We start from the raw sequence: 25,679 nt of genomic DNA on the forward strand, positions 1-25,679 counted from the left end.
TGTTGCAGCCCGCGGTTTTCAGGCTGCCGTTCTCATCGTAAACAGGATAGAAGGATGATTTGATGAAACTTATTCGTTCTGCGCTAACGACCGCTTGCCTGCTGGCGGCATCATGGGCGATTGCTGCGCCTTCGCCCGTTAAAATGGAAGGCAAAATTCTGCCGCAAGAATTTGTGGGGCAGATGACGGCATCGGAACGCTTGAAGGAGTACGTCCCCGCCAATGAAACCTTCGAGCGGTGGATGCGCTTAATCGGGCTGCGTTTGCAAAGCGCGCCGCAAATCAACAACGACCCGATGAAGATGGCGCAAAACATGGCTGCGCTGGCGCGGCGGCAATATCCCGATATGCCGCCGCCGAATATCCGGCCGCAAAAAGACGGGGCGGTTGTGCAGTTTTATGCGTACCAAACGGGCAGGAACGGCTTTATAGAATCCAATGTGTTCCGCTATTGGAAAGGCAGGGAGGGGCTGTATTCCGTGCAGTTTGCCCGCCGCTCGCCCTTGTCTTCGCTTGACGGCAACAAGGCGAAAGATTGGGCGAATCAAAACGTCGCGTTGATTCAAGAGATTGCGAATGTGAACAAGCGGCAAGTGGAGAAGGCGTTGATGTTGCGCTGATGTTGTCCTGCCCACGCGCCAAAGGCAGCCTGAAAACAGTTTTGAATGTTGTTTTAGCTTCGCTGAAACTCGCTTCGCTCGTTTTCAGGCTGCCTTTGGCTTTGGCGGATGGCGTATTTAATAGACTGAAACCTTTGCAAAGGTTCTGAGGCAGCCTGAAACCTAAAATGGAGCGACGGCTCGCTGCTAAATGGTTTATTCAACGGGGCTTTATTGGTTGGCAATGTCGGCGAGCCGCCAATGCTCCACGGATTGCAGGTTTTGCCAAGGTTTCAGGCTGCCTTGTGTCGGGGTGGATGGATTGCGCCGTTGCCCATAAAGGAAAGGCAGCCTGAAACGCTATTTCCCTGTTTCAGGCTGCCTTTTATGGCTATGACTAGCGCACGCCCTTGCCCCGCGCCTAGCCATGGAAATACCCGTAAATCTTCTCTGCCAGCGCGCGGCTGATGCCGTCGGTTTGCGCCAAGTCGTCTATGCTGGCCGCCTGAACGCCGCGCAACCCGCCAAAACGGGTTAACAGTGCGGCTTTGCGTTTGGCGCCGATGCCCGCGATGTCGCCCAGCGATGAAGTAACGCGGGCTTTGTCGCGTTTGGCGCGCATGCCAGTGATGGCGAAGCGGTGGGATTCGTCGCGCACGGTTTGCAATAAATGCAGCGCGGGGCTGTTGGGCGGCAGCCTGAATTGGCGGTTTTGGAACGGCAAAATCAATTCTTCCAAGCCTGCTTTGCGTTCTACGCCTTTGGCGATGCCAACAAGGGGGATGTGCAAGCCGAGTTCTGCCCACACTTCGGTTGCCATGCGGATTTGCCCTTTGCCGCCGTCTATCAGCACGGCATCGGGGAAACGCACGGTTTCGCCGTTGTTGCGGGCTTGTTGCATTTTGCCGTAGCGACGGGTGAGCACTTCGCGCATGGCGGCGTAGTCGTCGCCTGCTTTGGCGGTGGTGATGTTGTAGCGGCGGTATTGGCTGGGTTGCATGGCGTATTGGTCGTACACCACGCAGCTGGCGAGGGTGGCTTCGCCTTGGGTGTGGCTGATGTCAAAGCATTCTAGCCGTTGCAATTCGTTTTCAGGCAGCCCGATGATTTCAGCAAGGGCGGCAACGCGCTCTTGTTGATTGCTGTTTTGCAGTTGGTGTTGCGATAGGGCGTGTTCGGCATTGCGCACCGCCATGTTGAGCCAGACTTTGCGCTCGCCCCTCTCGCCTTGGGTGAACACGATTTGGCGCGGGTGTTCGCTGTTTAACGCGGTTTGCAGGCTTTCAGGCAGCCTGAAATTGGTGATGAACACATCGGGCTTGGGCTTGCCCAAATAATGCTGGGCAACAAAGGCTTCGGCGTAGTCTTGCGGGTTGGGGCTGGGGTCTTGGCGGGTGTCGGGGAAGAAGCTGCGATCGCCCACATGCCGCCCGCCGCGTATGCTTACCCAATGCACGCAGATGCTGCCTTGCGCTTGGGCGATGGCGATGATGTCTATGTCTTGCTGTTTACTGTTTTGGTTTTGGCTGTCGATGAATTGTTTGGATTGCATCACGGCTAGGGCTTGGATTTGGTCGCGCAGCCCTGCGGCGCGTTCAAAGTCCAGCTTTTCGGCGGCTTGGTGCATGGCAGCTTCCAAATCGCGGGTTAAATCGGCGGTGCGCCCGTTTAAAAAGGCGGTAGCGCGGCGCACTTGCTCGGCATATTCTTCGGCGGAAACTGCGCCCACGCAGGGGGCGGAGCAGCGCTTGATTTGATGGAGCAGGCAGGGGCGGTCGCGGTGGGCGAACACGCTGTCTTCGCAGGTGCGCAGGCGGAATACTTTTTGCAAAATTTCTATGCTGTCGCGCACGGCGTAGCCATTGGGGTAGGGCCCAAAGTATTGGTTGGGCTTTTTCAGGCTGCCTCGGTAGTAGGCAAGCTGGGGGTAGGCGTGCCCGCTAATCATCAGGTAGGGATAGGATTTGTCGTCGCGGAACAGGATGTTGTATTTGGGCGAGAGCGATTTGATGAGGTTGTTTTCCAAAATCAGCGCTTCGGCTTCGCTTTGGGTGAGCGTGATTTCTATGCGCGCGACTTGTTGGAGCATCAGACGGATGCGCGGGGAGTGGTCGTTTTTTTGGAAATAGCTGGACACGCGGCGTTTGAGATTAACCGCTTTGCCGACGTATAACACCGTGCCGTCGGCGGCAATCATGCGATACACGCCTGCGCTGTTGGGCAGGGATTTGAGGAAGATTTCTAGGTTGAAGCCGTTGGGCTGGGCGGGGGCGGTGGGCATTTTCAGGCTGCCTATGGGGTTTGGGGGATGGATTATAAGGAAAAAGGCAGCCTGAAAACGAAAAAAAAGGTTTTAAGGCTGCCTTGGGCGTGGGCAAGGGTTTCAGGCTGCCTTAGTTGTGCGCCAAACTTCGGGCTAGGCTATCCGCTTGCTGCAAACCCGCCTCCACTTCGTTTTGAATGCGGTCGCAGGCAATCGGCTGGGCGGCTTCGTTCCAGCAATAAGTGGTGGCGAATGTTCCCGTGTCGGCGGCGATGTCGCCTTGGAACATCGCGCTACCGTTGGAGTAGAACAGAATGGCGCGGGTGGTGTTGCCGCGTTCGGTAAGGGCGGATGCCATTCGGGCGTTGTCGTCTAGCGTATAAACGGTGGTGCCGTTGTCGGTTTTTTCCGTTGCCAGCACAGCTTTGCCGTGGCGGATGCCCAACGTTGCGCCGATGGGTTTGCCTTTTTCGTAATCGCCCATTTCTTCCACATCGCCGCCGCGCGTAAACCACACGATGCGCCCGTTGTTCACATCCGAATCAAACGATGCGATATCGGCGTCGTCTTCCAGCACAAAAGGCGCGGTTTGCGGCGTTTGGCTGCTTTGGTAAAAATCTTGCACCACGCGCTTGCCCTCGGCGGTTTTGCCCAGCAGCTCGCGGTAATAGCCTTCGTTGCTGGGCGCGCTGGTGGCTGCGCCGTTGTTGGCAAAGTAGTAAACCGTTTTGGTTTGGGCGGGGGTGAACGCGATGGGGCTGGTGTAGGTTTGGCTGGTTTGCGTGGCGATTTGCTGCCAGCCCTCCGGCAGGCGCAAGGTGTAATCGGCGGTGCGCGGCGGCGCGGGCTGATTGCGCAAGGCTTGGTTATTATCCGCACGGTAGCAGCCTGAAAACGAGAAAACGCAAAATAGAACCAGCGTGGCTTTTTTTAGCATCATGGTGTGTAACCTTTTAAACACAAAGAGAAAGAATTTTAGCGTTTTTTCAGGCTGCCTTAACTTTTCGCTTTATTCCTTAACAAAAAATAAATTAGAATGCCGAGTTTTTACAAACTTTGCTTTAAATTAACAGAGGAAAACATGAAACACACCATCCTTGCCGCCGTAATCGGCGCATTCGTTGCCCACCAAGCCTTTGCCGAAACCCTCCCCATGCCCGTGGAAAAACTGGGCGAGGTGCAAGGCGTACCGTTTTACAAAGGCTATGGCTCGTCCATTGATGCCGACCCGCAAAACCCCAAACGCTTCTACGGCCTAACAGACCGCGGCCCCAATGCCGACGGCGGCGAGCACATCAAAATCTTCCTGCAACCGAGCTTCACGCCCAGCATCGGGCATTTTGAAATCCAAGCCAACGGCACCATCAAAAAACTGCGCGATATTCCGCTAAAAGATAAAAACGGCAAACTGCTCACCGGCCTGCCCAACCCAGAAGGTTACGGCACTTCCACCGAAACCGTGGTGGATGCCAACAAGCAGCCCTTGCAGCGCGACATCACCGGCATCGACAGCGAAGGACTGGCGGTGATGCGCGACGGCACCTTCTGGGTGTCGGACGAATACGGCCCGCACATCGTGCATTTTGACCGCAACGGCATCGAGCTGGAACGCATGAGCCCGCGCGGCGTGAAAACCACAGGCCGCCGCCTGCCCGCCGTGCTCGGCCATCTGCGCCCCAACCGCGGCATGGAAGGGCTGACCACCACGCCGAGCAACCGCGTGCTGGTGGGCATCATGCAGTCCGCGCTGCACAACCCCAGCAAAAAAGATATGAAAAACAAATCGGTAACGCGCATTTTGTCGTTTGATTTGGCAACCGGCAAAACCAAGCAATACCTGTATCAGCAGGGCGGCGATTATTGGAAAAACTCCGAAATCCGTGCGATTGACGAGCACCGCTTTTTGGTGGACGAGCACAACGACAAAAACGTGAAACACGTTTACCTGATTGATTTGAACGGCGCAACCGACGTTTCCGACCCCACCGACAGCGAAAACGGCTTGAAAGTGAACGGCAAAGCCATCGAAGAAAACACGTGGGAAGAACTTGCCGCGGCGGGTATCAAGCCCGTGCGCAAAACGCTGGTGAGCGACGTGAAAAAAGACGTGGATTTCCAATCGTCCAAATTTGAAGGCATGTGGGTCGCCGACGGCGGCAAAACGCTGTGGATTATCAACGACGACGATTTCGGCATTGATTCCAAAGACGAACAAACCATCGTGCCCAAACGTTTGCCCAACGGCGAAACCGATGCCACGCGCCTGTACCGCATTCCGTTGAACATCAAATAAGCACAATAAGCACGAAACAAAGGCAGCCTGAAAACCTGTGCGCAAGGTTTTCAGGCTGCCTTTTTGTGCACGCTAAATAAATGGTAAAACAGCTTTCATCACTCCCACAGCCAATCTTCTTCAATAATCGGCTTGGCTTTCCATTGGGCGTTAGGCGTTTCGCGCACGGGGCGAAAACCGAATTGGGCGTATAAGGCACGGGCAGCGGCTAGTTCTTGTACGGTGCTTAACACAACGCGCTTAATGCCTTGGCTGTGCACAAAATCCATCAACGCCGCCATCAGTTTTTTGCCCAAACCCAAACCCTGATAACGGCTATCCAGCACAAACCAGCGCAGCTGCCATTCGTCCGCATCCTTTTGCACAAGACTGACCGTGCCAACCCGCTGCCCGTTTACCTTGGCAATCCAAATTTTGCCTTGGCAGCCGTTTCGCACAAATTCAGACAGCGCATCAAGCAAATAAGGCTGCAAATCCGCTCTCCAACCCATTTGCGCATACACGCGGCAATGCAAATCGGCGATAAACCCGACATCGCGCCAATCGCCCGCCACAATTTCAACGTCGTTATTCTGCGTGTAAAGGCGTTCAAATTGGTTTGCCGCTTCTGCCAACAAGCCGATTTGCGCTTCGGAAAACGCCTGCAATTCTTGCAGTAACATCGCGTCTGTTTGCTCCAGTTGCGCCATAAAAGCCGCTTTACCCTGCTCGGTTAAAACCAATTCAAATGCCCGTTTGTCCTGTTCGCTGGGTAATTTTTGAATCAAACCCGCGTGTTCCAATTTCTTTAAAACCACACTTAACTGCCCTTTGTTTAGCGATAAAGTCTGGCTGATTTGTTGGGCAGTTATATGGGAATTTTGCTGGATTTCGGTGAGTACGTTGGCTTCGGTCATCGTCAGCGCTTCGTTGTAAAACGTGCCGGCAAAACGCGCCAATAAATTGGCATAAAAACGGTTAAAACGGCGGAATGGTGTGAGAAATTTAGAATGTTGCATTATTTGACCTTATTTGGTTTATAAATTAAACCAAATAATAAACGGGCATCTTGCTTTTGTCAAACATGTTTATAAATTAAACCACTTTAAATAAAGGCAGCCTGAAAAACTAAAGCAGCCTGAAACCCCGTTCACAGGATTTCAGGCTGCCTTTTCTTGCGCGATTAGCTACGGCTACGCTTCGCCGCTGCCGTTTTGTTCAACTGCATCAACCGCATCAAGCGCTTCCGTTTCATCAGCATCATCCGCATCATCGCTTTCCACCACGGGTTCAATGCTCACCAGCGTGGTGCCTTCGTCTAAGTTAATCAGCTTCACGCCCGCAGCGGTGCGCCCTGTTTCGCGCACTTGCTCCACTTTGGTGCGAATCAGCACGCCGCTTGATGTAATCAGCATCAAATCATCGTTTGGCGCAACCAATGCCGCGCCGACCAATTCGCCGTTGCGCTCGCCCGTGTCTATGGCGATGATGCCTTGCCCGCCTTTGCCTTTGCGCGTGTAGTCTTCAATTGGCGTGCGTTTGCCGTAGCCATTGGCGGTAGCGGTTAAAACTTGCAAGCCGCAGTTTTCCTGCGCCACCAGCAGGCTCACGATGCGCCCGTTTTCAGGCAGCCTCATGCCGCGCAAGCCGCCCGAGCCGCGCCCGCTGGGGCGCACGCCGTTGCCCGGTTTGGGCGCGGCGGTTTCGCTGTCGGCATCGTCGTTTTCAGGCTGCATATCGTTGTCTAACTCAGCATCATCGTCTGCGGCATCGGCTTTGCCTACCCAATATTCGTTAAAGCGCAAGGCTTTGCCGAGGTTGGAGAACAGCATAATGTCGTCTGCGCCGCCTGTTTTTACCGCGCCAATCAAGCTGTCGCCCTCTTTAAGCGCAATGGCTTTGATGCCTTTGCTGCTCACGTTTTTAAACGCAGAAAGCTGCACTTTTTTCACCATGCCCAGCGCGGTGGCGAAGAACACATATTCGTTTTCGGGGAACTCGCGCACGGGCAAAATGGCGGAAACTTTTTCGTTTTCGTCGAGCTGAATCACGTTGTTAATCGGGCGACCGCGCGAATTGCGCCCGCCTTCGGGCAGGCGGTACACCTTAATCCAATGGCAGCGACCCAGATTGGTGAAGCACATCAGATAATCGTGCGTGTTGGCGATAAACAGCGTTTCAATAAAGTCTTCGTCTTTGGTGGCGGCGGCCTGTTTGCCGCGCCCGCCGCGTTTTTGCGCTTGGTAGTCGCTGGTGGGCTGGGTTTTGATGTAGCCGCTGTGGGTGAGCGTTACCACCATGTCGCGCGGCGGAATCAAATCTTCGTCGGCAATGTCGCCGCCGCCGAAGGCGTTGATTTCGCTGCGCCGCTCGTCGCCAAACTGGGCTTTCATTTCCACCAGTTCGTCTTCAATAATTTGGCGCACGCGCTCGGGTTTTGCCAAAATGTCTAACAAATCCACAATAATCGCCATCAATGCTTTGTATTCTTTAACGATTTCGTCTTGGTCTAGCCCTGTTAGGTTACGCAGGCTCATGCGCAAAATCGCGCGCGCTTGTTCGTCCGACAGCCAATAGCCATCGGCTTGCAGCCCACGGTTTTCAGGCAGCCATTCGGGGCGGGCTTGGGTTAAATCCAAATCGCTGCGGCTGAGCATTTCGCTCACAAGGTTAGACTGCCAAGCGCGGCTCAACAGCGCTTCGCGCGCGCTTTCCACATCCGCCGATGCTTTAATCAGCGCAATCATCTCGTCAATATTAGACAGCGCAACGGCTTTGCCCTCGGCAATATGCCCCTCGGCGCGGGCTTTTTTCAGGCGAAACAGCGTGCGGCGTGTTACCACTTCGCGGCGATGGCGCAAGAATTCGCTCAGGATTTGTTTCAGGTTGAGCAAGCGCGGCTGCCCATCCACCAGCGCCACCATGTTGATGCCGAAGGTATCTTGCAGCTGAGTAAGCTTATACAGTTGATTTAAAATGACTTCGGCGTTTTCGTTGCGTTTGAGTTCAATCACGATGCGCGTGCCGTCTTTATCCGATTCGTCGCGCAGTTCGGCGATGCCTTCAATGCTTTTCTCGCGCACCAGCTCGCCAATTTTTTCCACCAGCTTGGCTTTGTTTACTTGATACGGGATTTCATCCACGATAATCGCTTCGCGCTCGCTGTTTTTGCCGATGGGCTCAATATGCGTTTTGGCGCGCATCACCACGCGCCCGCGCCCAGTTTGATAGCCTGCGCGCACGCCTGTTAAGCCGTAGATGGTTGCGCCTGTGGGGAAATCGGGGGCTTTGATGATGTCTATTAACTCGTTGATGTCGGCTTCGGGCTGGTGCAGCAAGTGTAGGCAGGCTGAAATGGTGTCGCTGAGGTTATGCGGCGGGATGTTGGTTGCCATGCCCACGGCGATGCCCTCGGAGCCGTTTACCAGCAGGGCGGGAAAGCGGGTGGGCAATACCAGCGGCTCTTGCTCGCTGCCGTCGTAGTTGTCGCCAAAATTAACGGTTTCTTCTTCAATATCCGCCAGCATTTCGTGGGCGATTTTTGCCATGCGGATTTCGGTGTAACGCATGGCGGCGGCGGCATCGCCATCCACCGAGCCAAAATTGCCTTGCCCGTCCACCAGCATATAGCGCAGCGAAAAGGGCTGCGCCATGCGCACGATGGTTTGATACACGGCAGAATCGCCATGCGGGTGGTATTTACCAATCACATCGCCGACCACGCGGGCGGATTTTTTATACGCGCTGTTCCAGTTGTTTTTCAGCTCGTGCATGGCGTAGAGCACGCGGCGGTGCACGGGCTTTAAGCCGTCGCGCACATCGGGCAGTGCGCGCCCGACAATCACGGACATGGCGTAATCCAAATAGGATTTTTTCATTTCGTCTTCTAGGCTGACGGCGATGGTTTCTTTGGCGAATTGATGGTCGTTTGAGTGGGTCATGTGAGGATTTTGATGGGGTCAAAAAGGGGGCAATTTTACCATAAAATGCGGGGGTTAGGCTGGTTGCAAACAGGGGCTTGGCGGGGTTGGGGATGCATTAAGGCAGCCTGAAAACGGGCGAAGCGAGTTTCAGCGAAGCTAAAACGCATCTCAAAATGTTTTTCAGGCTGCCTTGGGTGCGGGCGGGTTAATTTAAGGTTTTCGGCGGTTCGTCGATGTCCAGCTTGAAGTAAATTTGTTTTTCGCCGCTGGCTTGGTCGGTGAGTTCCAGCATGTCGGGTTTGCCGTCCCACCGCAGTAGACGAGCTTTGGAGGTAATTGTTTTGCCGATTTTGGATGGGTCTTGTTTGAATGGAGCATCGTTTTCGGAGGTGGCAAAATCGGTAATGCGCTGGGTGAATGTTTGCGTTTTTTCGTTAAATTGCCATGTGAATTGTTGTCTGATGGTTAGGCGGCTTTGGGTTTTTCTGATGCTGAGAGCAGCAACATTTGTACCTGTGTGGTTTTTGTCAATTATGCTTGTGTGTAACGATATGCCTTCATCTGTTTCGGTGTAAATCAACCATTCGTCAATCAGGTTTTTGGCTTTGAGATGTTTGACAGGTTGCAACTTGCTGTTTGGGATTTGCTGCAACTTGTTTTGGCTTCGCTGAAACTCATCCCATACGTTTTCAGGCTGCCCTTGGGGATGGGTTTGGGCGGCGGCCGGTTTGGCGGTTTTGGGCGCGGCGAGGGTTGGGACAGCGAGGACGAGCGATGCGGCAAGCAGGGCGGTGGTTAGGATGGGGCGGGGCATGATATTTCCTTGTGGATTGAGGCAGCCTGAAAACGGTATTTCTTGTTTTCAGGCTGCCTTTGGTGTGGGCGGGTTGGTTTAGGGCTTTAAGATTTCGCGCAGTTTGTTGAGGTCCTGCTTGAAGTAGCTTTGTTTTTCGCCGTTGGCTTGGTCGGTGAGTTCCAGCATATCGGGTTTGCCGTCCCACAGCAGCATACGTGCTTTGGCGGTGCTGGTTTTGCCGATTTGGGATTTGTCTTGTTGGGAGGGTTCGTTGTCGCGTGTGCTGGCAAAATCGGTGATGCGTTGGGTGAAGGTTTGCGTTTTTTCGTTAAATTGCCATGTGAATTGTTGTCTGATTTTCAGGCTGCTTTTGGGGTTGTTTGTTGTGAGAATCATCAAGTCTGTACCCGTGCCGTCTTGGCTCATTATCGTCATATTGAGCATCGAGCCTTCGTCTATTGTAACGCCTTGACCCCATACGCCGATAAGGTCTTCGGTTTGGATGTGTTGGGCGAGTTGCATGGGGCTGTCGTTTTGGCTACGCCGAAATTCGCTGCGCTCATTTTCAGGCTGCCTTTGGGCTTGGGTTTCTGCTTTGGTTGGCTTGGCGGCTTTGGGTGCGGCGAGGGTGGGGGCAGCAAGGGCGAGTGATGCGGTAAGCAGGGCGGCGGTTAGGATGGGGCGGGTCATAAGGTTTCCTTGTGGGTTTTGTCGATTGAGGCAGCCTGAAAACGGTATTTCTTGTTTTTAGGCTGCCTTGGGCTGGAATTTATTCTAACCAAGTTACCACGTCTTCCATCGGTTTGCGTGCTTTGGGGGCGATGTCTTGGGCGCGGTAGCCGAAGGTGGCAGCAACGGACACGCCCCATTCAGCGGGGTCAAACGCGCCTGCTTCGGCGAGCACGCGGTTCATTTCATCGTAGTTGAAGCCTTCAATGGGGCAGCTGTCGATGCCGATGAGGGCGGCGCCGGTCATCATGTTGGCAAGGGCGATGTAGGTTTGCTTGCCGCACCAGTCAAACAGGGTGCGCTCGCTGTCTAGCAGGTGGGCATCGTCGGCTTGGAAGCTGCGGTATTTGGCGAGGGTTTTGCCGATGGCTTCGGGGTCGGTGATGCCGCGGCGTTTGATGCCGTCCAGCATAAAGGGGCTGTCGTAGCGGGCGTTTTTCTTGGCGAGGATAACGACGATGTGGCTGGCGGTGTCCAGCGTGGCGGCCATGCCCCATGCGAAGGGTTTGAGTTTTTGCCGCAGCTCGGGGTTTTGCACGACGAGGAATCGCCATGGTTCGCTGCCCACGGAGCTGGGCGACAGGCGGGCGAGTTCTAGAATGTAGTTGAAATCTTCGGCGCTGATTTTGCGGCTGGGGTCGTAGTGGCGGCAGGATTTGCGGTATTGGTAGGCGGGGAGGATTTGGGCGGGGGTGAAGAATGTTGTCATGGCGGTTTCCTTTGGGTGGGTTGAAAAGGGGATTATAGTGATTTTCAACCTTCGCTGCGCTACGGTATACCCCTTTATACCCAAATCAAAGATTTGGACAAAGGGGTAAGGCTGCCTTTGGGGGGAGGCAGCCTGAAACCGTGGCAAGATAAATGGGTGGGTATTTGTTGGGCATCAATGCCCGAGCCACGGAACTTTGCCGCGCACCATTTCAGGCTGCCGCACCGTTTTCAGGCTGTCTCTGCGTTTATTTGCGTTAAAATGGGCGCGGTTTTTGTTAAACAGTAAACAGGATATGGCGATGGAATCGCGCGATTTTTCGCTGCGCTTGGGCGTGGCGTTGTTGCTAACGGGGCTGCTGGCGGGTTTGGTGGGGATTGGTTTTACCCATTTGCTGCATTTTTTGCAGCAGTTTGTGTTTCATGGCGGCTTGGTGGCGGGGCACGTTTCGTTTCGGGAGCTGGCGCAGCAGGCTTCGGGGGGGCGGCGGTTTGCGGCGTTGCTGGCGTGCGGCGCGGTGGTGGGGCTGTGTTGGACGCTGTTGCAAAAATATGGCGCGCCGCTGATGGAGGTGAAAACGGCGGTGAAGCAGCCTGAAAAGGATATGCCTGTGAAAACAACCATCTGCCATGCGGTGTTGCAGATTGTTACCGTGGGCATGGGTTCGCCTTTGGGGCGGGAGGTTGCGCCGCGCGAGATGAGTGTGGCGTTGGCGACACCGCTTTCAGGCTGCCTCAAATTGTCGCCCGCGCAAAAGAGTGTGGTGCTGGCGTGCGCTTCGGGGGCAGGCTTGGCGGCGGTGTATAACGTGCCGTTGGCGGCGACGGTGTTTGTGTTGGAAACGCTGCTGGCAGCTTGGTCGGTGCCGATGGTGCTGGCGGCGTTGTTGGCTTGCGGCGTGGCGGTGTTGGTGGTGCGCGTGGGGCTGGGCGATACGGTGCAATACGCGCATTTGCCGAATTTGGAAAATGTGGCGTTTGATGCGAGCTTTTTGGCTTGGGCGGCGGTGTGCGGCGTGTTGATTGCGCTGGGCGTGAATGCGTTTGCGTGGAGCAACGGCAAGCTGCCGAAGCTGAACAAGGCGAGTTGGAAGATGCTGCCGATTGCGCTGCTGTCGTTTGCGGCGATTGGGGCGATGGGGATGTGGCAGCCTGAAATCTTGGGCAACGGCAAGGCGGGCAATCAGTTGAGTTTTGCCGATGCGCTCACTTGGCAAACGGCGCTGGCGCTGCTGGCAACGAAATGGGCGGCGGTGCTGCTCGCTTCGCTGGCGGGGGCGTATGGCGGGCGGATTACGCCGTCTATGATGCTGGGCGGGATGATTGCCTTTGCCAGCGCGGTGGCTTGGAATGCGGCGTTGCCGCCCGTTTCGGCGGGGGCGGCGGCGTTTGTGGGGGCAACGGTGTTTTTGGGCTTGGCGCAAAATATGCGGCTGACGGCGGTGGTGTTTATGCTGGAATTGTCGCGGTTGAGCACGGCGTTTTGGCTGCCCGTGTGCGTGTGCATGGGCGTGGCGATGGCGGTGCAGATGGGGTGGACGCGGCGCAAGGCGGGGTGAACGGGGGATGCAAGGCAGCCTAAAAACGGGATTTGGCGTTTTCAGGCTGCCTTTTGCGTTTGGGGCTATCCGTCCTGATACCTTTGCGAAACCGGCAGCCGATGGAACGCCGGCGGTTCACCGATATTGTCCAACCCATAAAACCCTGTCAAACCCGCATTGGGCAACGAGCCCTTGCCGCTCCGTTTTGGATTTCAGGCTGCCTTGTTGCGGGCAGGTGTTGGGTTGCCAAACTGTTTACCGCGCCGCAATCGCGCTTATCCGATGTTCAACGGGCAAGCCGACCGGTTTCCCCGCAACGGCACGCCGCCGTTTTCAGGCTGCCGTTCGGCCGCCGCGCCGACGGCGTATAATTGCTCCACCGCAACCCGGCAGAAAGCAACACCATGACTTTACGCGACCTTTTGCAACACCGCCGCGCCGTGCGCCGTTATGCCGGCACGCCGATAGACCCCGACACCGTGCGCGAATGCCTGCGGCTTGCCCAGCTTGCGCCCAGCAGCTCTAATATGCAGCTTTATGCGTTTTACCACGTTACCGATAAAGCCGTGCTGGCGCAGCTTGCCGCCGCGTGCTTGGGGCAGTCGTCCGCCGCCACCGCGCAGCAGATGGTGGTGTTCGTTACCCGCCAAGACGCCTATCGCAGCCGTGCGCAGGCGGCGTTGGCGTTTGAGCGCGGCAACGTGCGGCGCAACAGTCCGCCCGAAAAGCAGACCAAACGCATCGCCAATTTTGAGGGCTACTATGGCAAGCTGATGCCGTTTTTATACGCGCGTTGCTTCGGCTTGCTGGGCGGCTTGCGCTGGCTGATTTCGCGCACAATCGGTTTGTTCCGCCCAATGCAGCGCGAAGTAACCGAAAGCGATGTGCGCGTGGTAATGCACAAAAGCTGCGCCCTTGCCGCGCAAACGTTTATGCTGGCGATGGCGGAGCGCGGGCTGGACACCTGCCCGCTGGAGGGGCTGGACAGCCGCCGCGTGAAGCGGATTTTGCAGCTGCCGCGCGGGGCGGAAATCAATATGATTGTGTCGTGCGGGGTGCGCGAGGGGGATAGGGGCGTGTGGGGCGAGCGTTTCAGGCTGCCGTTTGACGAGGTGTATCGGGAGGTGTGAGCGGGAATGATGAATAGGCAGCCTGAAAACGGGAATAGCGTTTTCAGGCTGCCTCTGCCATCCCCCAATGCAGCCTGAAAATGGTTTGCACGGCTTGCCAATATTTTGGCTGAATGGAAACATTCCCCTCATTCTGTTCAACCGTTTGGCGAAGAGCCGTCGCCGTTCCGTTTTGGATTTCAGGCTGCCTCAGGCAGTTGGCAAACATCTCAACCCAAAAACGCTTCATCATTCCAACTAATAAGGCAGCCTGAAAACGCGATTTCCCGTTTTCAGGCTGCCCTTCCATTGCCCCTTCAAAAAATCAATCCTGCCATCCCCCGCCCAACGCCTGATACAGCCGCAGCAGATTCTCCCCTTCCGCCAGTCTTGCCCGCACCAACGCTTCCTGCGCTTGGCTGGCGGCGATTTCGGCGGTTAATGCTTGGTCCAGCGTGAGCTTGCCCAGCTCAAACAAGCGGCGCGACTGGCTGGCTTGGCGGCTGCTTTGCGCGGCGGCATCGGCGGCGCGGGCGCGCTGGTCAAACAAGCCGCGTTGCAGATGGTAGCTGCTGTCCACTTCCGCCAGCGCGGTGAGCACGGTGTTGTCGTATTGCGCGGCGGCGGCTTGCACGCGCGCATCGGCGGCGGCGATGTTGGCACGGATGCGCCCCGCGGTAAACAGCGGCACGGTTACGCCCGCGCTCAACAGCCCGCCTGTGCTTTTGGCGATGGACGACAAATTGCTGTCCAGCCCGATGCGTCCGTTGCTCCATGCAAATTGGATGTCAAAGCGCGGCAGCCTGTCCATCTTGGCGCTGGCGAGCTTGGCAGCGGCGGCGCGGGCTTGGCGTTCGGCAGCGCGCACATCAGGGCGGCGCGTGAGCACATCTAACGGCGTTGCCCCTTGCGGTGGCGCAGGCAAATTTGTCAACACGTTTGCCCCGCTTTCAGGCAGCCTGAAACCCTGCGGCACTTGCCCCGTGAGCACGGCAATGCTGCGAACGTGCGCCGCGCGTTGCGCATCCAGCGTGGCGGTTTCGGCTTGCGCGGCGGCAAGCTGCGCCTGAACTTGGCGCACTTCATACGCGCTCACATGCCCCGCCTTAAACCGCGCCTGCACATAGCGCAACAGGTTTTTCAGGCTGCCTATGCGCTGCGCAGCCTGCACCTGCCGCGCTTCCAATGCCCGCGCGTTTAAATAATGCTGCGCCGTTTCCGCTGCCAACATCAGCTGCGCGCCGTGCCAACGCTCCGCCTCGCCCAACGCCACTTGCCGCGCCGCTTCGGCATCGCTTTTCTTCTGCCCGAAAATGTCGGGCGACCACGATGCCGACAACGCCGCGCTGCGCAGGTTCACATTGTCAAAATCCGCCTGCCCCAGCTGCGGGTTGATGCTGCCCGCCGCTTGGCGCACGCCATTGGGCAGCGGATTGTCCTGCTTGCCCGTGGCATATAAATTCGCCCCCGCGCCGATTTGCGGGCGGCGGACGGCATCCGCCAAATCCGCCTGCGCCTGCGCCGCCTGCATGGTTGCCTGCGCCGCCGCCAGATTGCGGTTTTCGCGCAAAGTTTGTTCCACCAAATCGCGCAGCACGGGGTCTTGCCATGTTGCCCACCAGCGGGCAAGGTCGTTTGCGTTTTCAGGCTGCCCTATCGCGCCCGCCTGTTCGCCTGTCTGTTCAAACGACGGCGGCACCGCCACGCGGCTGGGCACATCGGTGTTTACGGCGCAGGCGGCAAGCGCGAGCGGGATAATCAGGGCGAGGAGTTTGGTTGGGGTGTGCATGGTTTTTGCCTTTTGGGTTGGGAGGATTGGAAAGGGACGCGCGGTGTAGGCAGCCTGAAAAACGGGATTACGGCGCATTCAAATAATCCAGCATTTGCGTATCGGAGCACAGCGTATCGGCGGCAGGCGGCGCGTTAAAACACGTCCAGCCGTCTGCGCTGCGCGTGGTTTGGATTGCGCTGCCGTACACATAGCCTTGCGGCGTGTTTTGCAAGGCAACGGCGAAATCTTGCGCGTTTAGCGCGTTGTCGGCGCGTTGGAACAGCAGCACGGCGGGGTCGGGCGATTGCGGCATCGGCGTTTTCAGGCTGCCTATCGCTCGCGGTTAAGCGGGGATGGGCAGATAAAATGAAAGCTCACTTTGGCGAGCACATAAAACGTTACCCACATCGCCGCAACGCGCCACGGCAGCCATCAAGCGGGCGGCAACATAAGCCCAAACTTTGTCGCGGCTGTCTTCATACAAGCCGACAAACACGCCGAATGGGGTGGCGAACAGGATTAAATAGTGCGATTAGCGTCGTCATCATCAAAACAATCCGTGTTGCGCGTTTTCAGGCTGCCCCAATGCGGGGCAAGCGCGTAAAATTCACATTTTAATCAATAAATAAGGATGCCGTCATGAACAACAAAACGCTCGCCCGACAAGCTCTCAGTATCAGCCAAATAGGCAAGCTGCCCCTGCCCGACGACGGCTTTTTGGATTTTTCCGCCGCGCAGCAAGCGGCGCAACGCGGCACCGTGCTGTATCGCCCCGACAAATTAGCCCGCTGGCGCGAAACGCTGCGGCAGCCTGAAAACGGGTTTCGGTGCAGCCCCAACCGCCGCGCCGTGCAAATAGAAGTTACCCCCGAAAGCACGCAGCAGGCCGCCTATCGCTTGATGGTGAAAGAGGGCTTGGGCGATGTGGTGCTGCTCAATTTTGCCTCCGCCAAAAACGCAGGTGGCGGCTTTCTAAACGGTGCAAAAGCGCAGGAAGAAGACCTATGCCGCAGCTCGGGGCTGTATCTTTGCCAGCTAGAACAGCCCGATTACTACGCCGCCAACCGAGCCGAAAAATCCATGCTCTACACTGACCACATCCTTTATTCGCCGCGCGTGCCGTTTTTCCGCGTGTCGGGCGATGGGCTGCTGAACGAATGCTTTTATCCCTCGGTGATTACCGCGCCTGCGCCCAATGCGGGCGTGTTTTTGCAGCGCGAGCCGCACGGCGCGGCGGCGTTGGCAGCGGCTTTGCAGCGGCGGGCGGATTATGTTTTAGCCGTTGCCAAGCACCAAGCGCAGAAAAATCTGGTGCTGGGCGCATGGGGCTGCGGCGTGTTCCGCAATCCGCCCGAGCAGGTTGCCGCCGCCTTCGCGCAAAGCCTGCGGCAGCCTGAATTTGCCGACTGCTTTGAGCGCATCGTGTTCGCCGTTTACGACCGCAGCCCGGGTAAAGCCGTGTTCAAAGCGTTTGCCGCGCAGTTTCAGGCTGCCTGACAGTTTTAGTCTGCCTGAAAGCACCCGCCATCCAGCGCTAGTGCATTGCCCCAAGCGGTAACCGCCTGCAACACGGGAATCGCCGTGCGCCCCAATTCGGTGAGCGCGTATTCGGTTTTCAGCGGCGGTTTGGTGCCGTATTGCGTGCGCGAAACCAGCCCGTCCCGCTCCAATTCTTTCAGCTGGCGGCTCAACACCGCCTCGGTGGCAAACACCAGATGCGCGTGCAATTCGCCAAAGCGTTTTGCCCCGTCTTGCAGGTGATACAGTACCACCGCCTTCCATTTGCCGCCGATTAAATCCATCGCCAGGCTCACCGTGCAAGCATAGCGTTTGCCGTTTGCTTCCAAGCACTCAGCCGTGCATTCCGTTTTCATTTTTTTTTGCACCTATTCAAAAAGATAGCTCTTGCCTTTGCCGTTTTGCGCCGCCACAATCCGCGTTTTTTCAGCAAGGAGCAAACATGGCACTCATCATTCTCGCCCACCCCAACTACGCCCAATCCGTTGCCAACCGAGCCGTTATCAACGGCTTGCAAGGCAGCGGCTTGGATTTGGAAATCCGCCCCATCGCCGAGCTGTATCCCGATTTTCAAATTGATGCCGCCGCCGAGCAGCAAGCCCTGCTGCGCCATCAAACCATCGTGTTCCAATATCCGTTTTATTGGTACAACATGCCCGCCATTTTGAAGCAATGGTTTGACTGCGTGTTCACCTACGGCTTTGCCTATGGCAGCGCGGGCAGCCGGCTCAAAGGCAAAAATTTTGTCGCCAGCTTTACCGTAGGCGCGCCCGAGCGCGAATACCACACGCTGGGCGAGCATCATTTTCCCGTGGCGGAATTTTGCAAAAACCTTGCCCAAACCGCGTATTACGCGCAGATGAATTTTGTGCCGCCGTTTTGGTTTCACGGCACATCGCCCGCGTTATACAGCGCCGACGAAATCCAAGCCAAAGCGCGCGGGCAGGCGGCGCAACTGGCGGCGAAGTTGCAAGCCTTGGAAGCGGCATAAAGGCAGCCTGAAAACGGGTTTATGCCGGTTTGATTGCCGCCTGCGGTTTTCAGGCTGCCTATTGTTTCTTTGCGGGCAATACTGCTTTCGTTTTCGGCTATTTATTTGCATCATCCGAAAAAATACAATGCTGCCACATTTAACTTAAACGGAGCAAACAGCATGAAAACCGCATTATTTCTCGGGCACGGCAGCCCCATGAACGTGTTACACGACAACGCTTACAACCGCGCTTTTCGCCAAGTGGGCGACAGCCTGCCCGCGCCACGCGCCATTTTGTGCGTGTCTGCGCATGGTTACGGCAACGGCACATGGGTGAGCAGCAGCCCGCGCCCCAAGCTGATTTACGATTTCTACGGCTTCCCCGATGCGCTGTATCAACAGCAATACCCCGTTTCAGGCTGCCCCGAGCTGGCAGAAGAAGTGTGCCGCCTGTTGCCCCACGCCCAGCTAGATCCCGATATGGGGCTAGACCACGGCGTGTGGACGGTGCTGAAACCCACGTTTCCCAACGCCGATATTCCCGTGGTGCAGCTAAGTTTGGACGCATCGCTTAGCAGTGCGGAACACTTTGCCCAAGCCAAGCTGCTGCGCCCGCTGCGCGAACAAGGCGTGTTGATTGTGGGCAGCGGCAATATTGTGCACAACCTGCGTGCATACAGCCCCGACGCGCCGCCGTATGACTGGGCGCAGGATTTCAGGCTGCATATCAACGCCGCGTTGCAGCAAGGCGAGTTTGACCGCATTGCCGATTATCTGAACCAATGGGGCGATGCCGCGCGGCTGTCTGCACGCACGCCCGAGCATTTTTTGCCGCTGCTGTATGTGCTGGCGCAGCACGATGATGGGCAGGCGGTGGTATTGTTTAACGATGAAATCGTCGGTGGCGCATTGAGCATGACTTCCGTGCGGGTGAATTAGGCGCGGCGGCGAAGCGAAATGCAACAGCCGGCATCAAGCAGAGGGCGTATTTTTCAATGCGCCCTTTTTTTGCGCCGCGCGGTTTGATTTCAGATTGAGGCAGCCTGAAAACGGGAGGGCATCGTTTCAAGCTGCCGCAACGCGCGTTTGCCCGCCTTAGCCCTGTTTTTCCAACATCTTGCGAAACCGCACCAGCGCCAGCCCCAAAAACACCGCCCCCGACACCGACAACGCCAAAAGCTGCACCCACACCGTTTCCAGCCCCGCGCCGCGAAACATCACCGATTGCGCGAAGCGGGCAAACTGCGTGCTAGGCCAATATTCGCTCACCCGCTGCGCCATCTCGGGCATATTGGCGCGCGGCGATGTGCTGCCTGAAAACATCATAAACACAATGTAAGTGGGCACCATCAGCAGGCTGTATTGCGGCATGGTGGGCGCAAGCGTGGCGAGCATCACCGACAACGAAGCCACCGAAAACATAAACAGCACCACGCCCAGCGCATACAGCGCAAACGACCCCGCCAAATGCGCCCCAATCGCGCCGCCCACCACAAACTTCATGCTCAACACCGCCGCCGCGCTTACCACCAAGCCGTTTGCCAAGATTTTGGCGGCAACGATTTCGGTGGCGGTTACCGGCATCACCAGCAAGTGTTCCATCGTGCCGTGCTCGCGCTCCCGAATCACCGCCGCGCCCACCAACACCAATGTAATCAACATAATATTGTTGCCCGCCATCGCCGCGCCCATAAACCAGCTGCTTTGGTTGTTCGGGTTGTATTGCAGGTTCACCGCCGCGCGCACGGGCATGGCTTGGCTGATTTGCTGTTTCACGCCCATGAACTCTTGGATTTCGTGGCTGAAAATCTGCGTGATATAGCCCGCGCCCATGCCCGCTTGCGTCATCGCCGTGGCATCCACCAAAAGCTGCGCTTCAGGCGCACGCCCCGCTTGCACATCGCGCTGAAAATTCGGCGGAAACTCCAACACAAAAGTCAGCTCGCTTTTATCCAGCATCTCTTGCGTGTCGTTGGGATTAACGTAAACGGGTTTAGCAAATTGCGGCGGCAACAGCGCGGCAACAATTTGGCGCGTGAGCGGGCTGCGGTCGTAATCCACAATGCCGATGTTGGCGTTTCTCACATCGGATGTGGCGTTGGTGGCGGTGTTGTACACCATCGTGCTGAACATCATCACGATAAAAATCACCAAGATGGTGTCGCCAAACAGGCTGCGCAGTTCTTTGCCCGATAGGGCGAGAATGTTTTTTAGGGTACGCATTTTGGATGCTTTCTTGGGGTAGAGGCAGCCTGAAAACGAATCAGCGCGTTTTCAGGCTGCCTTTGCGTTACTTCTCTTGCTTTTGCAAACTCAAACACGCCAGCGTTAAAAACACGGCGGCAAACATCGCCAGCATGGCGTATTCCCTGCCCAAATCCCACACGCCCAAGCCTTTGGTGAAGCCGCCGATGGACACGCGCTGATACCACGACGCGGGAAAGCTCACGCCGATGACATACGCGCCGCCGCTCATGGTGGAGACGGGATACATCAGGCCCGAAAAGTTGGAAGCGATGGTTACACTGCCGATGGCAGAGATGAAAAACGCCGCCGTTTGCGATTTGGTGAACGCCGAAACCAGCAGCCCGAACGCCGTTGCCGCTGCAACGTGCAGCAGCGTGCCGATAAACAATGCCAGCAGCGAGCCTTTGAGCGGCACGCCAAACCAAAACACAATCATCAGCGAGAGCGACACAAAATTAAACACGCCCATCGCCAAATAAGGCAACTGCTTGCCAATCAGATACTGCGGCACGCTGGCGGGGCTGGCGTATAAATTGGCGATGGAGCCGATTTCGCGTTCGCGCACCACCGAAAGCGCGGTCATAATCGCGGGAATCATGGTCAGCACCATCATCAGCACATTGGGCACAATCGCGTTCATGCTTTTGAAGTCTTGATTGTAAAGAAAGCGCGGCACGATGGCGGCGGCTTTGGGCAAATCCATGCCGCGCGCTTTGAGCGTGTCCAAGTTATACCGCTGCACCATGCTTTGCGCGTAGGCTTGGATGTTGCTGGCGTTGAACGGAATGGTGCCGTCTATATAAAACCCGATTTCAGGCTGCCGCCCCTGTGCCAAGCTGCGCCCGAAATCGGGTGGCACATCAATCACCAGCACCACTTGGTTGCTTTTCAAGCGCGCTTCCGCCTCTTGCAGGGAATACACGGGCGGCTGCTCTTTGAAATACGGCGAGCCGCGGAAATACTCAACCATGTGGCGGCTGGCTGCCGATTGGTCGCGGTCTAACACGGAAAATTTCAGGTTCGCCACGTCAAACGAAATCGCCCAGCCCACGGCGGCGAGCATAATCGCCGGGCCGAGCGCGGCGAAAAACAGGCGGATTTTGTCGCGCAGCAATTCTTTGGTTTCGCGGCGGGCAAAGGTGATGACGGTGGCAAACCAGTAGGCAAGAGAATGAGACATGATGAAATGGGATGGCAAAGGCAGCCTGCGTAGCGAAGCGGAGTTGCGAAGCTAAAACGAGTTTGGTAAAGCGAAAACAACGGCAACAGGCAACAAAATTTTATGAAACAAAATATTGGTTTAGCCTTTTCAGGCTGCCGAATTATAGGAGTTTGTTGGACGGGTGTCCAATTTTGCTTTTCAGGCTGCCTTAGGCGTTTTGCCGATGATTTGCCAATCAGTTACCTATCATTTTGTAAACAAGATGCGCTGCCACGCAAACAAATCTTTACAAAAACAGCGTTATGCCATAACATCTAGCCCGCATTTTTGCAGCAAAATAACAAAGGAAAAAAGAGTATGAGCAAAACACTATTGGCTGCGCTGTTGTGCGCGGCTTCGCTATCCGCCCACGCGCACCGCGTTTGGGTGTCCACCGACCACACGCATGGCGGTGAGATTTTGAAGGCGGAACTGGGCTACGGCGAGTTCCCCGAATTTGAGCCGATTGCCAAAGAACGGCTGGATATTTTCAAACCCCTGCAACTGGTTACGCCGCAGGGCAGGGAAAATTTGGTGCAAAAGGGTTTGCACAATTATCAATTCCAAAGCACGAAGCCCGTGAAAGACGGCAGTTTTTTGGTGCTGGCGGAATATCAGCCAACGTTCTGGTCAAAAAACGCGGCGGGCTGGAAGCGGCAAAACATGACGCAGATGCCCGATGCCACTTATTGCGAGCAAACGCGGATGTATGGCAAGAATATTGTGAACGTGGGGCATGAAAGCGCGGATACGGCGGTGATTACGCGCCCTGTGGGGCAGCTGTTGGAGATTGTGCCGCTGGACAATCCCGCCAATATTCAGGTGGGCGAGCGGTTTAAAGTACGCGTGTTGCTCAACGGCGAGCCGCTGCCCAATGCTACGCTGACGGCAACGTTTGACGGCTTTGACACCAGCGATAGAGGTAAAACGCACAAGGTGGAGGCGCAGGCATTTTCGGATACCACGGGCGATGACGGCACGGTGGCGATTATTCCGCTGCGGCAGGGCTTTTGGAAAGCCAGCGTGGAGCATAAGGCGGATTTTGCCGACCAAAAAGTGTGCCAAAAACAGGCGAATTACACCACGCTCACCTTCCAAATCGGGCACGCGCATCATTAGGATGATGGGACAGAAAGGCAGCCTGAAAACGGGATTTCGTTTTCAGGCTGCCTTTTATTTTGTTTTAACGGTGTACCAATCTGCATTTCACCCTGCCTCACCCCTCATATCGGGTGCTGTGCGACAACTCCTCCCACGCCGCCATTTCCGCCGCCACTTTGCCCATTTTGCGCTCCATCGCCGCGAAGCTGTCCGCGCCCAGATAGATGCGTTTGGGCGGGTTGTCCGCCGCGGCGAGGGCAATCAGCGCGCGGGTGGCTTTTTCGGGGTAGCCGCTTTGGTTTTGGTTCAGGCGGCGGTAGGCGTTTTCGTAGTCGCACACGCCGGCGTAGTCCACAATCGGGTGCTCGGGGAAACGCGCCGAGCCGCCGAGAAACGAGGTGCGCAGCCCGCCGGGGCAGACAGCGGTGGCGCGCACGTTAAAGTCACGCCCTTCTTCGTCCACCGCTTCGGTGAGAGCATGATGACGGAGGCTTTGCTGGCGCTGTAAATCGCCTGCCCGGGGTCGGTAACGCTGCCTGAAATGGATGAATATTGAGAAAACGTCCGCTTTTTTGCGCGCGGTAAACGGGCATCACGGCGCGGATGACGTTCATCATGCCGAACACGTTGGTGTCAAAATTGGCGCGGATTTCGGCGTCGGTGAGCTCTTCAATCGCGCCGACAAGGATGTAGCCTGCGTTGTTCACAGTAACGTCGATGCGGCCGAAACGTTCGGTGATGGCGGCGATGCCGCGTTTGATGTCGGCTTCGTCGGTGAGCGCCATGGTGAGTGCGAGCAGGTTTTCGCTGTCGCCGACGGCTGCGGCGAGCTTGTCGGCATTGCGCGTGGTGGCGGCGACGCGGTGCCCTGCGGCGAGCAGCTGCCTAACGAGGGCGAGCCCGAGTACGCCGGACGCGCCGGTTACGAGCCAGACTGGGGGGGGTGCATGGGGATTCCTTTCGGGGTGGGGGTGGGTAGGGGTTTCAGGCTGCCTTGCAGAGGGCATCCGAGGCAGCCTGAAAAGGGGAGTATAAGGATTTTAAACGACTTCAGAGGCAGCCTGAAAAGCAGAATGTGTTTTTTCAGGCTGCCTTTTCATTCTTTCAAAAAACCGTATTCGTACACCAGTTTCGTAGGTCGGGCATTTATGCCCGACAAATCCCGTTCACAATGTCGGGCATAAATGCCCGACCTACGGCAGCCGTCTTTAAAGGCAGCCTGAAAACGGCGAAGCGCATTTTCCGTTTTCAGGCTGCCTGCTCTGCCAGCACTTCGCCCAGAAAATCCGCCACGGCGCGGATTTTGGGCGAGCGGCGCAAATCTTCGTGCATCACCAGATAGAGGTCGGCGGCAAATTCTTCCGGTTGCGCCGCGCCGTTCGGGGCAACCTGCACGAAGCCGTCTGCGGGGCGCACGTAGAAATCGGGCAAGAGGCCGATGCCGGTTTCGGCGGCGACGGCGGCTTTGATGACATCGAAGTCGTTGCAGGCGAGGATGATGCGGCGACCGGCGAGCAGCTGCTCCTGCCACAGCCCGTGCTGGCCGCCGATGTTGAGGCAGAGAAACGCCTGTTCGGCGCGGGGGCGGCTGCGCAGGTAGCCCTCGCGGGCGTAGAAGCGGTAGCGGATGGGGCGCAGGCGGCGGGCGACGAGGTCGTTTTGCGTGGGGCGGACGATGCGCAGGGCGATGTCGGCCTGGCGCGCGTGCAGGTTGCTGATGTGCGCGTCGCTTTGCAGCACGAGGCGGATGTTGGCGTGGCGGCGGGCGAAGGCGGCAAAGTGCGGCATCAGCAGCCCTTTGGCGACCAGCGGCGGCGCGGAGACGACAACTTCGGCCATTTCTTCGCGCTGCTCGCGCGCGGTGCGCAGCAGGCTGTCCATGCCCACGGCGATTTCCTGCGCTTGCGCGCGGATGCGTGCGCCTTCGTCGGTGAGCAGGTAGCGGCGGCCGATGCGGTCAAACAGGCGCAGCCCGAGCGTGGCTTCCAGCCGCGCGATGCGGCGCGATATGGTGCTGTGCTGCACGCCGAGCGTTTCTGCGGCGGCGGTAAGGGTTTGTTTTTCCACGAGCACGGTGAAGCAGTGCAAATCGTCCCAGTCGTTCATGGCGGTGCTTTCCTTAGGCAGCCTGAAAGCCGGCGAACCGGTTTTCAGGCTGCCTGATTGTGCGTTGGTTATCGGACACGGATGTTTTTTCGTATTTTAACCGTTTTGCGCACGGATTAAACTGCCGCCCCATTCAACCAAACACCTATTCAGGAGCAAAAAATGGACTGTCTTTCCCTTGCGCAAACGATTTTCGCCGACCTTGCCGCCGGCAATCTGGAAGCCGTGCTGCAACGCTGCGCCGACGACGTGCGCTTTACCACCGTGCGCGCCGAACCCTGCGCCGCCGTGCCGGCATACGGCGAATACGTCGGCAAAGACGGCGCGCGGCAGTTTTTCCAAAAGCTCGGCGCGGCGGTGGAGTTCGGCGAATTCCGCCTCGACGGCGCGGCGGCGGGCAAGGATTTGGCGATGATGCACGGCCACCTGCGCCACACCGTGCGCGCCACGGGCAAAGTGTTCGACAGCGATTGGGCGCTGGCGATGCAGTTTGCCGACGGCCTGCTGGCGCATTACCGTTTCTACGAAGACAGCGCCGCGCTGGAAAAGGCGATGGAGGCGTGATGAAGAAGCTGCCGAAAAAATACGCGGGGCTGCTGTTTACCTTTTACACCTCGGCGATGATGGTGCTGATTGTGAGCGGCGTGCTGGTGGCGCTGAACACGGGGCTGGACGCGGGCTATCCGGCGCGGCTGGCGAAGTCCTACCTGATTACCTGGCCGGTTGCCTTCGCCAGCCTGCTGGCGGTGCGCCCGCTGGTGGTGAAACTGGTAGCGGCGAGCGTGGGGGAGTAGAGCGGTTTGAGGCAGCCTGAAAACGGGA

The 25,679-nt window shown here is 57.0% G+C and carries 28 protein-coding genes; 11 read left to right on the forward strand and 17 right to left on the reverse strand.

Going from position 1 to position 25,679, the window contains the following annotated elements; translation table 11 throughout:
- The first annotated feature begins 62 nt into the window (after positions 1-62).
- The gene (locus tag JDW22_RS08235) at positions 63-620 is read left to right on the forward strand and encodes a hypothetical protein (protein ID WP_200522612.1); all 558 of its coding nucleotides are present in this window, start codon (positions 63-65) and stop codon (positions 618-620) included.
- Between the two features lie 53 nt (positions 621-673).
- Here the strand turns inward: JDW22_RS08235 and JDW22_RS08240 are convergent, their stop codons facing one another.
- From JDW22_RS08240 to JDW22_RS08250, 3 genes are all read right to left on the reverse strand, one after another.
- Positions 674-823 carry a hypothetical protein gene (locus JDW22_RS08240; RefSeq protein ID WP_155802908.1) on the reverse strand — a complete coding sequence of 50 codons (150 nt, stop codon included), beginning with the start codon at positions 821-823 and terminating at the stop codon, positions 674-676.
- 197 nt (positions 824-1,020) lie between these two features.
- A complete protein-coding gene (gene uvrC, locus JDW22_RS08245) occupies positions 1,021-2,880 on the reverse strand; it encodes an excinuclease ABC subunit UvrC (RefSeq protein ID WP_200522613.1) in 1,860 nt (619 codons plus the stop codon).
- Positions 2,881-2,992: 112 nt separating this feature from the next.
- A complete protein-coding gene (locus JDW22_RS08250; RefSeq protein WP_200522614.1) occupies positions 2,993-3,802 on the reverse strand; it encodes a hypothetical protein in 810 nt (269 codons plus the stop codon).
- A 141-nt stretch (positions 3,803-3,943) separates the two neighbouring features.
- On the opposite strand from JDW22_RS08250, the gene JDW22_RS08255 reads away from it, so the two are divergent.
- A complete protein-coding gene (locus JDW22_RS08255; protein ID WP_200522615.1) occupies positions 3,944-5,155 on the forward strand; it encodes an esterase-like activity of phytase family protein in 1,212 nt (403 codons plus the stop codon).
- Between the two features lie 98 nt (positions 5,156-5,253).
- Here the strand turns inward: JDW22_RS08255 and JDW22_RS08260 are convergent, their stop codons facing one another.
- From JDW22_RS08260 to JDW22_RS08280, 5 genes are all read right to left on the reverse strand, one after another.
- A complete protein-coding gene (locus JDW22_RS08260) occupies positions 5,254-6,153 on the reverse strand; it encodes a bifunctional helix-turn-helix transcriptional regulator/GNAT family N-acetyltransferase (protein ID WP_200522616.1) in 900 nt (299 codons plus the stop codon).
- 174 nt (positions 6,154-6,327) lie between these two features.
- Positions 6,328-9,075 carry a DNA gyrase subunit A gene (gene gyrA / locus JDW22_RS08265; protein WP_200522617.1) on the reverse strand — a complete coding sequence of 916 codons (2,748 nt, stop codon included), beginning with the start codon at positions 9,073-9,075 and terminating at the stop codon, positions 6,328-6,330.
- A gap of 187 nt (positions 9,076-9,262) precedes the next feature.
- On the reverse strand, positions 9,263-9,871 hold the full coding sequence (locus tag JDW22_RS08270) for a hypothetical protein (RefSeq protein ID WP_003793177.1): 609 nt from the start codon (positions 9,869-9,871) through the stop codon (positions 9,263-9,265).
- A gap of 78 nt (positions 9,872-9,949) precedes the next feature.
- On the reverse strand, positions 9,950-10,543 hold the full coding sequence (locus JDW22_RS08275) for a hypothetical protein (RefSeq protein ID WP_200522618.1): 594 nt from the start codon (positions 10,541-10,543) through the stop codon (positions 9,950-9,952).
- 79 nt (positions 10,544-10,622) lie between these two features.
- Positions 10,623-11,291: an NAD(P)H-dependent oxidoreductase gene (locus JDW22_RS08280; RefSeq protein ID WP_200522619.1), complete on the reverse strand. Its 669-nt coding sequence runs from the start codon at positions 11,289-11,291 to the stop codon at positions 10,623-10,625.
- A 196-nt stretch (positions 11,292-11,487) separates the two neighbouring features.
- On the opposite strand from JDW22_RS08280, the gene JDW22_RS08285 reads away from it, so the two are divergent.
- The 3 genes from JDW22_RS08285 to JDW22_RS08295 all read left to right on the forward strand — a co-directional run bounded on the left by JDW22_RS08285 (position 11,488) and on the right by JDW22_RS08295 (position 13,961).
- Positions 11,488-12,849, forward strand: a complete 1,362-nt coding sequence (locus JDW22_RS08285; protein WP_235965044.1) for a chloride channel protein — start codon at positions 11,488-11,490, stop codon at positions 12,847-12,849.
- 101 nt (positions 12,850-12,950) lie between these two features.
- Positions 12,951-13,202, forward strand: a complete 252-nt coding sequence (locus JDW22_RS08290; protein ID WP_200522620.1) for a hypothetical protein — start codon at positions 12,951-12,953, stop codon at positions 13,200-13,202.
- Between the two features lie 33 nt (positions 13,203-13,235).
- The gene (locus tag JDW22_RS08295) at positions 13,236-13,961 is read left to right on the forward strand and encodes a nitroreductase family protein (protein WP_200522621.1); all 726 of its coding nucleotides are present in this window, start codon (positions 13,236-13,238) and stop codon (positions 13,959-13,961) included.
- A 43-nt stretch (positions 13,962-14,004) separates the two neighbouring features.
- Here the strand turns inward: JDW22_RS08295 and JDW22_RS08300 are convergent, their stop codons facing one another.
- The 3 genes from JDW22_RS08300 to JDW22_RS08310 form a co-directional block, all read right to left on the reverse strand.
- Positions 14,005-14,250: a hypothetical protein gene (locus JDW22_RS08300; protein WP_200522622.1), complete on the reverse strand. Its 246-nt coding sequence runs from the start codon at positions 14,248-14,250 to the stop codon at positions 14,005-14,007.
- A gap of 15 nt (positions 14,251-14,265) precedes the next feature.
- Complete coding sequence (locus JDW22_RS08305) at positions 14,266-15,729, reverse strand: efflux transporter outer membrane subunit (protein ID WP_200522623.1); 1,464 nt, start codon at positions 15,727-15,729, stop codon at positions 14,266-14,268.
- Positions 15,730-15,796: 67 nt separating this feature from the next.
- Complete coding sequence (locus tag JDW22_RS08310; protein WP_200522624.1) at positions 15,797-16,024, reverse strand: hypothetical protein; 228 nt, start codon at positions 16,022-16,024, stop codon at positions 15,797-15,799.
- 326 nt (positions 16,025-16,350) lie between these two features.
- Between JDW22_RS08310 and JDW22_RS08315 the strand changes: the two genes are divergently transcribed.
- Positions 16,351-17,208, forward strand: coding sequence for a TIGR02452 family protein (locus tag JDW22_RS08315; RefSeq protein WP_200522625.1), 858 nt, complete (start codon positions 16,351-16,353; stop codon positions 17,206-17,208).
- A 5-nt stretch (positions 17,209-17,213) separates the two neighbouring features.
- Here JDW22_RS08315 and JDW22_RS08320 read toward each other — a convergent pair whose 3' ends face one another.
- Positions 17,214-17,585, reverse strand: coding sequence for a winged helix-turn-helix transcriptional regulator (locus tag JDW22_RS08320; protein ID WP_200522626.1), 372 nt, complete (start codon positions 17,583-17,585; stop codon positions 17,214-17,216).
- A gap of 86 nt (positions 17,586-17,671) precedes the next feature.
- Between JDW22_RS08320 and JDW22_RS08325 the strand changes: the two genes are divergently transcribed.
- Positions 17,672-18,220, forward strand: coding sequence for an NAD(P)H-dependent oxidoreductase (locus JDW22_RS08325; protein WP_200522627.1), 549 nt, complete (start codon positions 17,672-17,674; stop codon positions 18,218-18,220).
- A 162-nt stretch (positions 18,221-18,382) separates the two neighbouring features.
- Positions 18,383-19,141 carry a 4,5-DOPA-extradiol-dioxygenase gene (gene ygiD, locus JDW22_RS08330; RefSeq protein ID WP_200522628.1) on the forward strand — a complete coding sequence of 253 codons (759 nt, stop codon included), beginning with the start codon at positions 18,383-18,385 and terminating at the stop codon, positions 19,139-19,141.
- Between the two features lie 156 nt (positions 19,142-19,297).
- On the opposite strand, the gene JDW22_RS08335 is transcribed toward ygiD, so the two are convergent.
- Entirely contained in the window at positions 19,298-20,425 is a 1,128-nt protein-coding gene (locus JDW22_RS08335; RefSeq protein WP_200522629.1) for an ABC transporter permease, read from the reverse strand.
- Between the two features lie 67 nt (positions 20,426-20,492).
- Entirely contained in the window at positions 20,493-21,629 is a 1,137-nt protein-coding gene (locus tag JDW22_RS08340) for an ABC transporter permease (RefSeq protein WP_200522630.1), read from the reverse strand.
- A gap of 339 nt (positions 21,630-21,968) precedes the next feature.
- On the opposite strand from JDW22_RS08340, the gene JDW22_RS08345 reads away from it, so the two are divergent.
- Positions 21,969-22,769, forward strand: a complete 801-nt coding sequence (locus tag JDW22_RS08345; RefSeq protein ID WP_200522631.1) for a DUF4198 domain-containing protein — start codon at positions 21,969-21,971, stop codon at positions 22,767-22,769.
- A gap of 97 nt (positions 22,770-22,866) precedes the next feature.
- Here JDW22_RS08345 and JDW22_RS08350 read toward each other — a convergent pair whose 3' ends face one another.
- The 3 genes from JDW22_RS08350 to JDW22_RS08360 form a co-directional block, all read right to left on the reverse strand.
- Positions 22,867-23,187, reverse strand: coding sequence for a Rossmann-fold NAD(P)-binding domain-containing protein (locus tag JDW22_RS08350; RefSeq protein ID WP_329610728.1), 321 nt, complete (start codon positions 23,185-23,187; stop codon positions 22,867-22,869).
- 7 nt (positions 23,188-23,194) lie between these two features.
- Entirely contained in the window at positions 23,195-23,758 is a 564-nt protein-coding gene (locus tag JDW22_RS08355; protein WP_200522633.1) for an SDR family NAD(P)-dependent oxidoreductase, read from the reverse strand.
- A gap of 241 nt (positions 23,759-23,999) precedes the next feature.
- The gene (locus JDW22_RS08360) at positions 24,000-24,857 is read right to left on the reverse strand and encodes a LysR family transcriptional regulator (RefSeq protein WP_200522634.1); all 858 of its coding nucleotides are present in this window, start codon (positions 24,855-24,857) and stop codon (positions 24,000-24,002) included.
- 162 nt (positions 24,858-25,019) lie between these two features.
- Here JDW22_RS08360 and JDW22_RS08365 point away from each other — a divergent pair, with 162 nt between their 5' ends.
- Positions 25,020-25,421, forward strand: a complete 402-nt coding sequence (locus JDW22_RS08365; protein WP_200522635.1) for a nuclear transport factor 2 family protein — start codon at positions 25,020-25,022, stop codon at positions 25,419-25,421.
- Positions 25,421-25,651 (forward strand): DUF2798 domain-containing protein, encoded by a 231-nt coding sequence (locus tag JDW22_RS08370; protein WP_003793222.1) that lies wholly within the window; start codon positions 25,421-25,423, stop codon positions 25,649-25,651. The genes JDW22_RS08365 and JDW22_RS08370 overlap by 1 nt, the downstream gene beginning before the upstream one ends.
- The last annotated feature ends 28 nt before the right edge of the window (positions 25,652-25,679 follow it).

It is taken from the genome of Kingella bonacorsii, assembly GCF_016623605.1.
Taxonomy (GTDB): Bacteria; Pseudomonadota; Gammaproteobacteria; order Burkholderiales; family Neisseriaceae; genus Kingella_B; species Kingella_B oralis.

Excerpts from the sequence above, each read along its gene's own strand:
- ygiD (WP_200522628.1), top strand. The coding sequence starts at position 18,383 with ATGAAAACCGCATTATTTCTCGGGCACGGCAGCCCCATGAACGTGTTA.
- JDW22_RS08365 (WP_200522635.1), top strand. The coding sequence starts at position 25,020 with ATGGACTGTCTTTCCCTTGCGCAAACGATTTTCGCCGACCTTGCCGCC.
- JDW22_RS08315 (WP_200522625.1), top strand. The coding sequence starts at position 16,351 with ATGAACAACAAAACGCTCGCCCGACAAGCTCTCAGTATCAGCCAAATA.
- JDW22_RS08295 (WP_200522621.1), top strand. The coding sequence starts at position 13,236 with ATGACTTTACGCGACCTTTTGCAACACCGCCGCGCCGTGCGCCGTTAT.
- JDW22_RS08255 (WP_200522615.1), top strand. The coding sequence starts at position 3,944 with ATGAAACACACCATCCTTGCCGCCGTAATCGGCGCATTCGTTGCCCAC.
- JDW22_RS08370 (WP_003793222.1), top strand. The coding sequence starts at position 25,421 with ATGAAGAAGCTGCCGAAAAAATACGCGGGGCTGCTGTTTACCTTTTAC.
- JDW22_RS08270 (WP_003793177.1), bottom strand. The coding sequence starts at position 9,871 with ATGCCCCGCCCCATCCTAACCACCGCCCTGCTTGCCGCATCGCTCGTC.
- gyrA (WP_200522617.1), bottom strand. The coding sequence starts at position 9,075 with ATGACCCACTCAAACGACCATCAATTCGCCAAAGAAACCATCGCCGTC.
- JDW22_RS08335 (WP_200522629.1), bottom strand. The coding sequence starts at position 20,425 with ATGCGTACCCTAAAAAACATTCTCGCCCTATCGGGCAAAGAACTGCGC.
- uvrC (WP_200522613.1), bottom strand. The coding sequence starts at position 2,880 with ATGCCCACCGCCCCCGCCCAGCCCAACGGCTTCAACCTAGAAATCTTC.
- JDW22_RS08305 (WP_200522623.1), bottom strand. The coding sequence starts at position 15,729 with ATGCACACCCCAACCAAACTCCTCGCCCTGATTATCCCGCTCGCGCTT.
- JDW22_RS08360 (WP_200522634.1), bottom strand. The coding sequence starts at position 24,857 with ATGAACGACTGGGACGATTTGCACTGCTTCACCGTGCTCGTGGAAAAA.
- JDW22_RS08275 (WP_200522618.1), bottom strand. The coding sequence starts at position 10,543 with ATGACCCGCCCCATCCTAACCGCCGCCCTGCTTACCGCATCACTCGCC.
- JDW22_RS08310 (WP_200522624.1), bottom strand. The coding sequence starts at position 16,024 with ATGCCGCAATCGCCCGACCCCGCCGTGCTGCTGTTCCAACGCGCCGAC.
- JDW22_RS08325 (WP_200522627.1), top strand. The coding sequence starts at position 17,672 with ATGGCACTCATCATTCTCGCCCACCCCAACTACGCCCAATCCGTTGCC.
- JDW22_RS08260 (WP_200522616.1), bottom strand. The coding sequence starts at position 6,153 with ATGCAACATTCTAAATTTCTCACACCATTCCGCCGTTTTAACCGTTTT.
- JDW22_RS08235 (WP_200522612.1), top strand. The coding sequence starts at position 63 with ATGAAACTTATTCGTTCTGCGCTAACGACCGCTTGCCTGCTGGCGGCA.
- JDW22_RS08280 (WP_200522619.1), bottom strand. The coding sequence starts at position 11,291 with ATGACAACATTCTTCACCCCCGCCCAAATCCTCCCCGCCTACCAATAC.
- JDW22_RS08300 (WP_200522622.1), bottom strand. The coding sequence starts at position 14,250 with ATGGAAGGGCAGCCTGAAAACGGGAAATCGCGTTTTCAGGCTGCCTTA.
- JDW22_RS08290 (WP_200522620.1), top strand. The coding sequence starts at position 12,951 with ATGGAACGCCGGCGGTTCACCGATATTGTCCAACCCATAAAACCCTGT.
- JDW22_RS08250 (WP_200522614.1), bottom strand. The coding sequence starts at position 3,802 with ATGATGCTAAAAAAAGCCACGCTGGTTCTATTTTGCGTTTTCTCGTTT.
- JDW22_RS08320 (WP_200522626.1), bottom strand. The coding sequence starts at position 17,585 with ATGAAAACGGAATGCACGGCTGAGTGCTTGGAAGCAAACGGCAAACGC.
- JDW22_RS08355 (WP_200522633.1), bottom strand. The coding sequence starts at position 23,758 with ATGCCCTCTGCAAGGCAGCCTGAAACCCCTACCCACCCCCACCCCGAA.
- JDW22_RS08345 (WP_200522631.1), top strand. The coding sequence starts at position 21,969 with ATGAGCAAAACACTATTGGCTGCGCTGTTGTGCGCGGCTTCGCTATCC.
- JDW22_RS08340 (WP_200522630.1), bottom strand. The coding sequence starts at position 21,629 with ATGTCTCATTCTCTTGCCTACTGGTTTGCCACCGTCATCACCTTTGCC.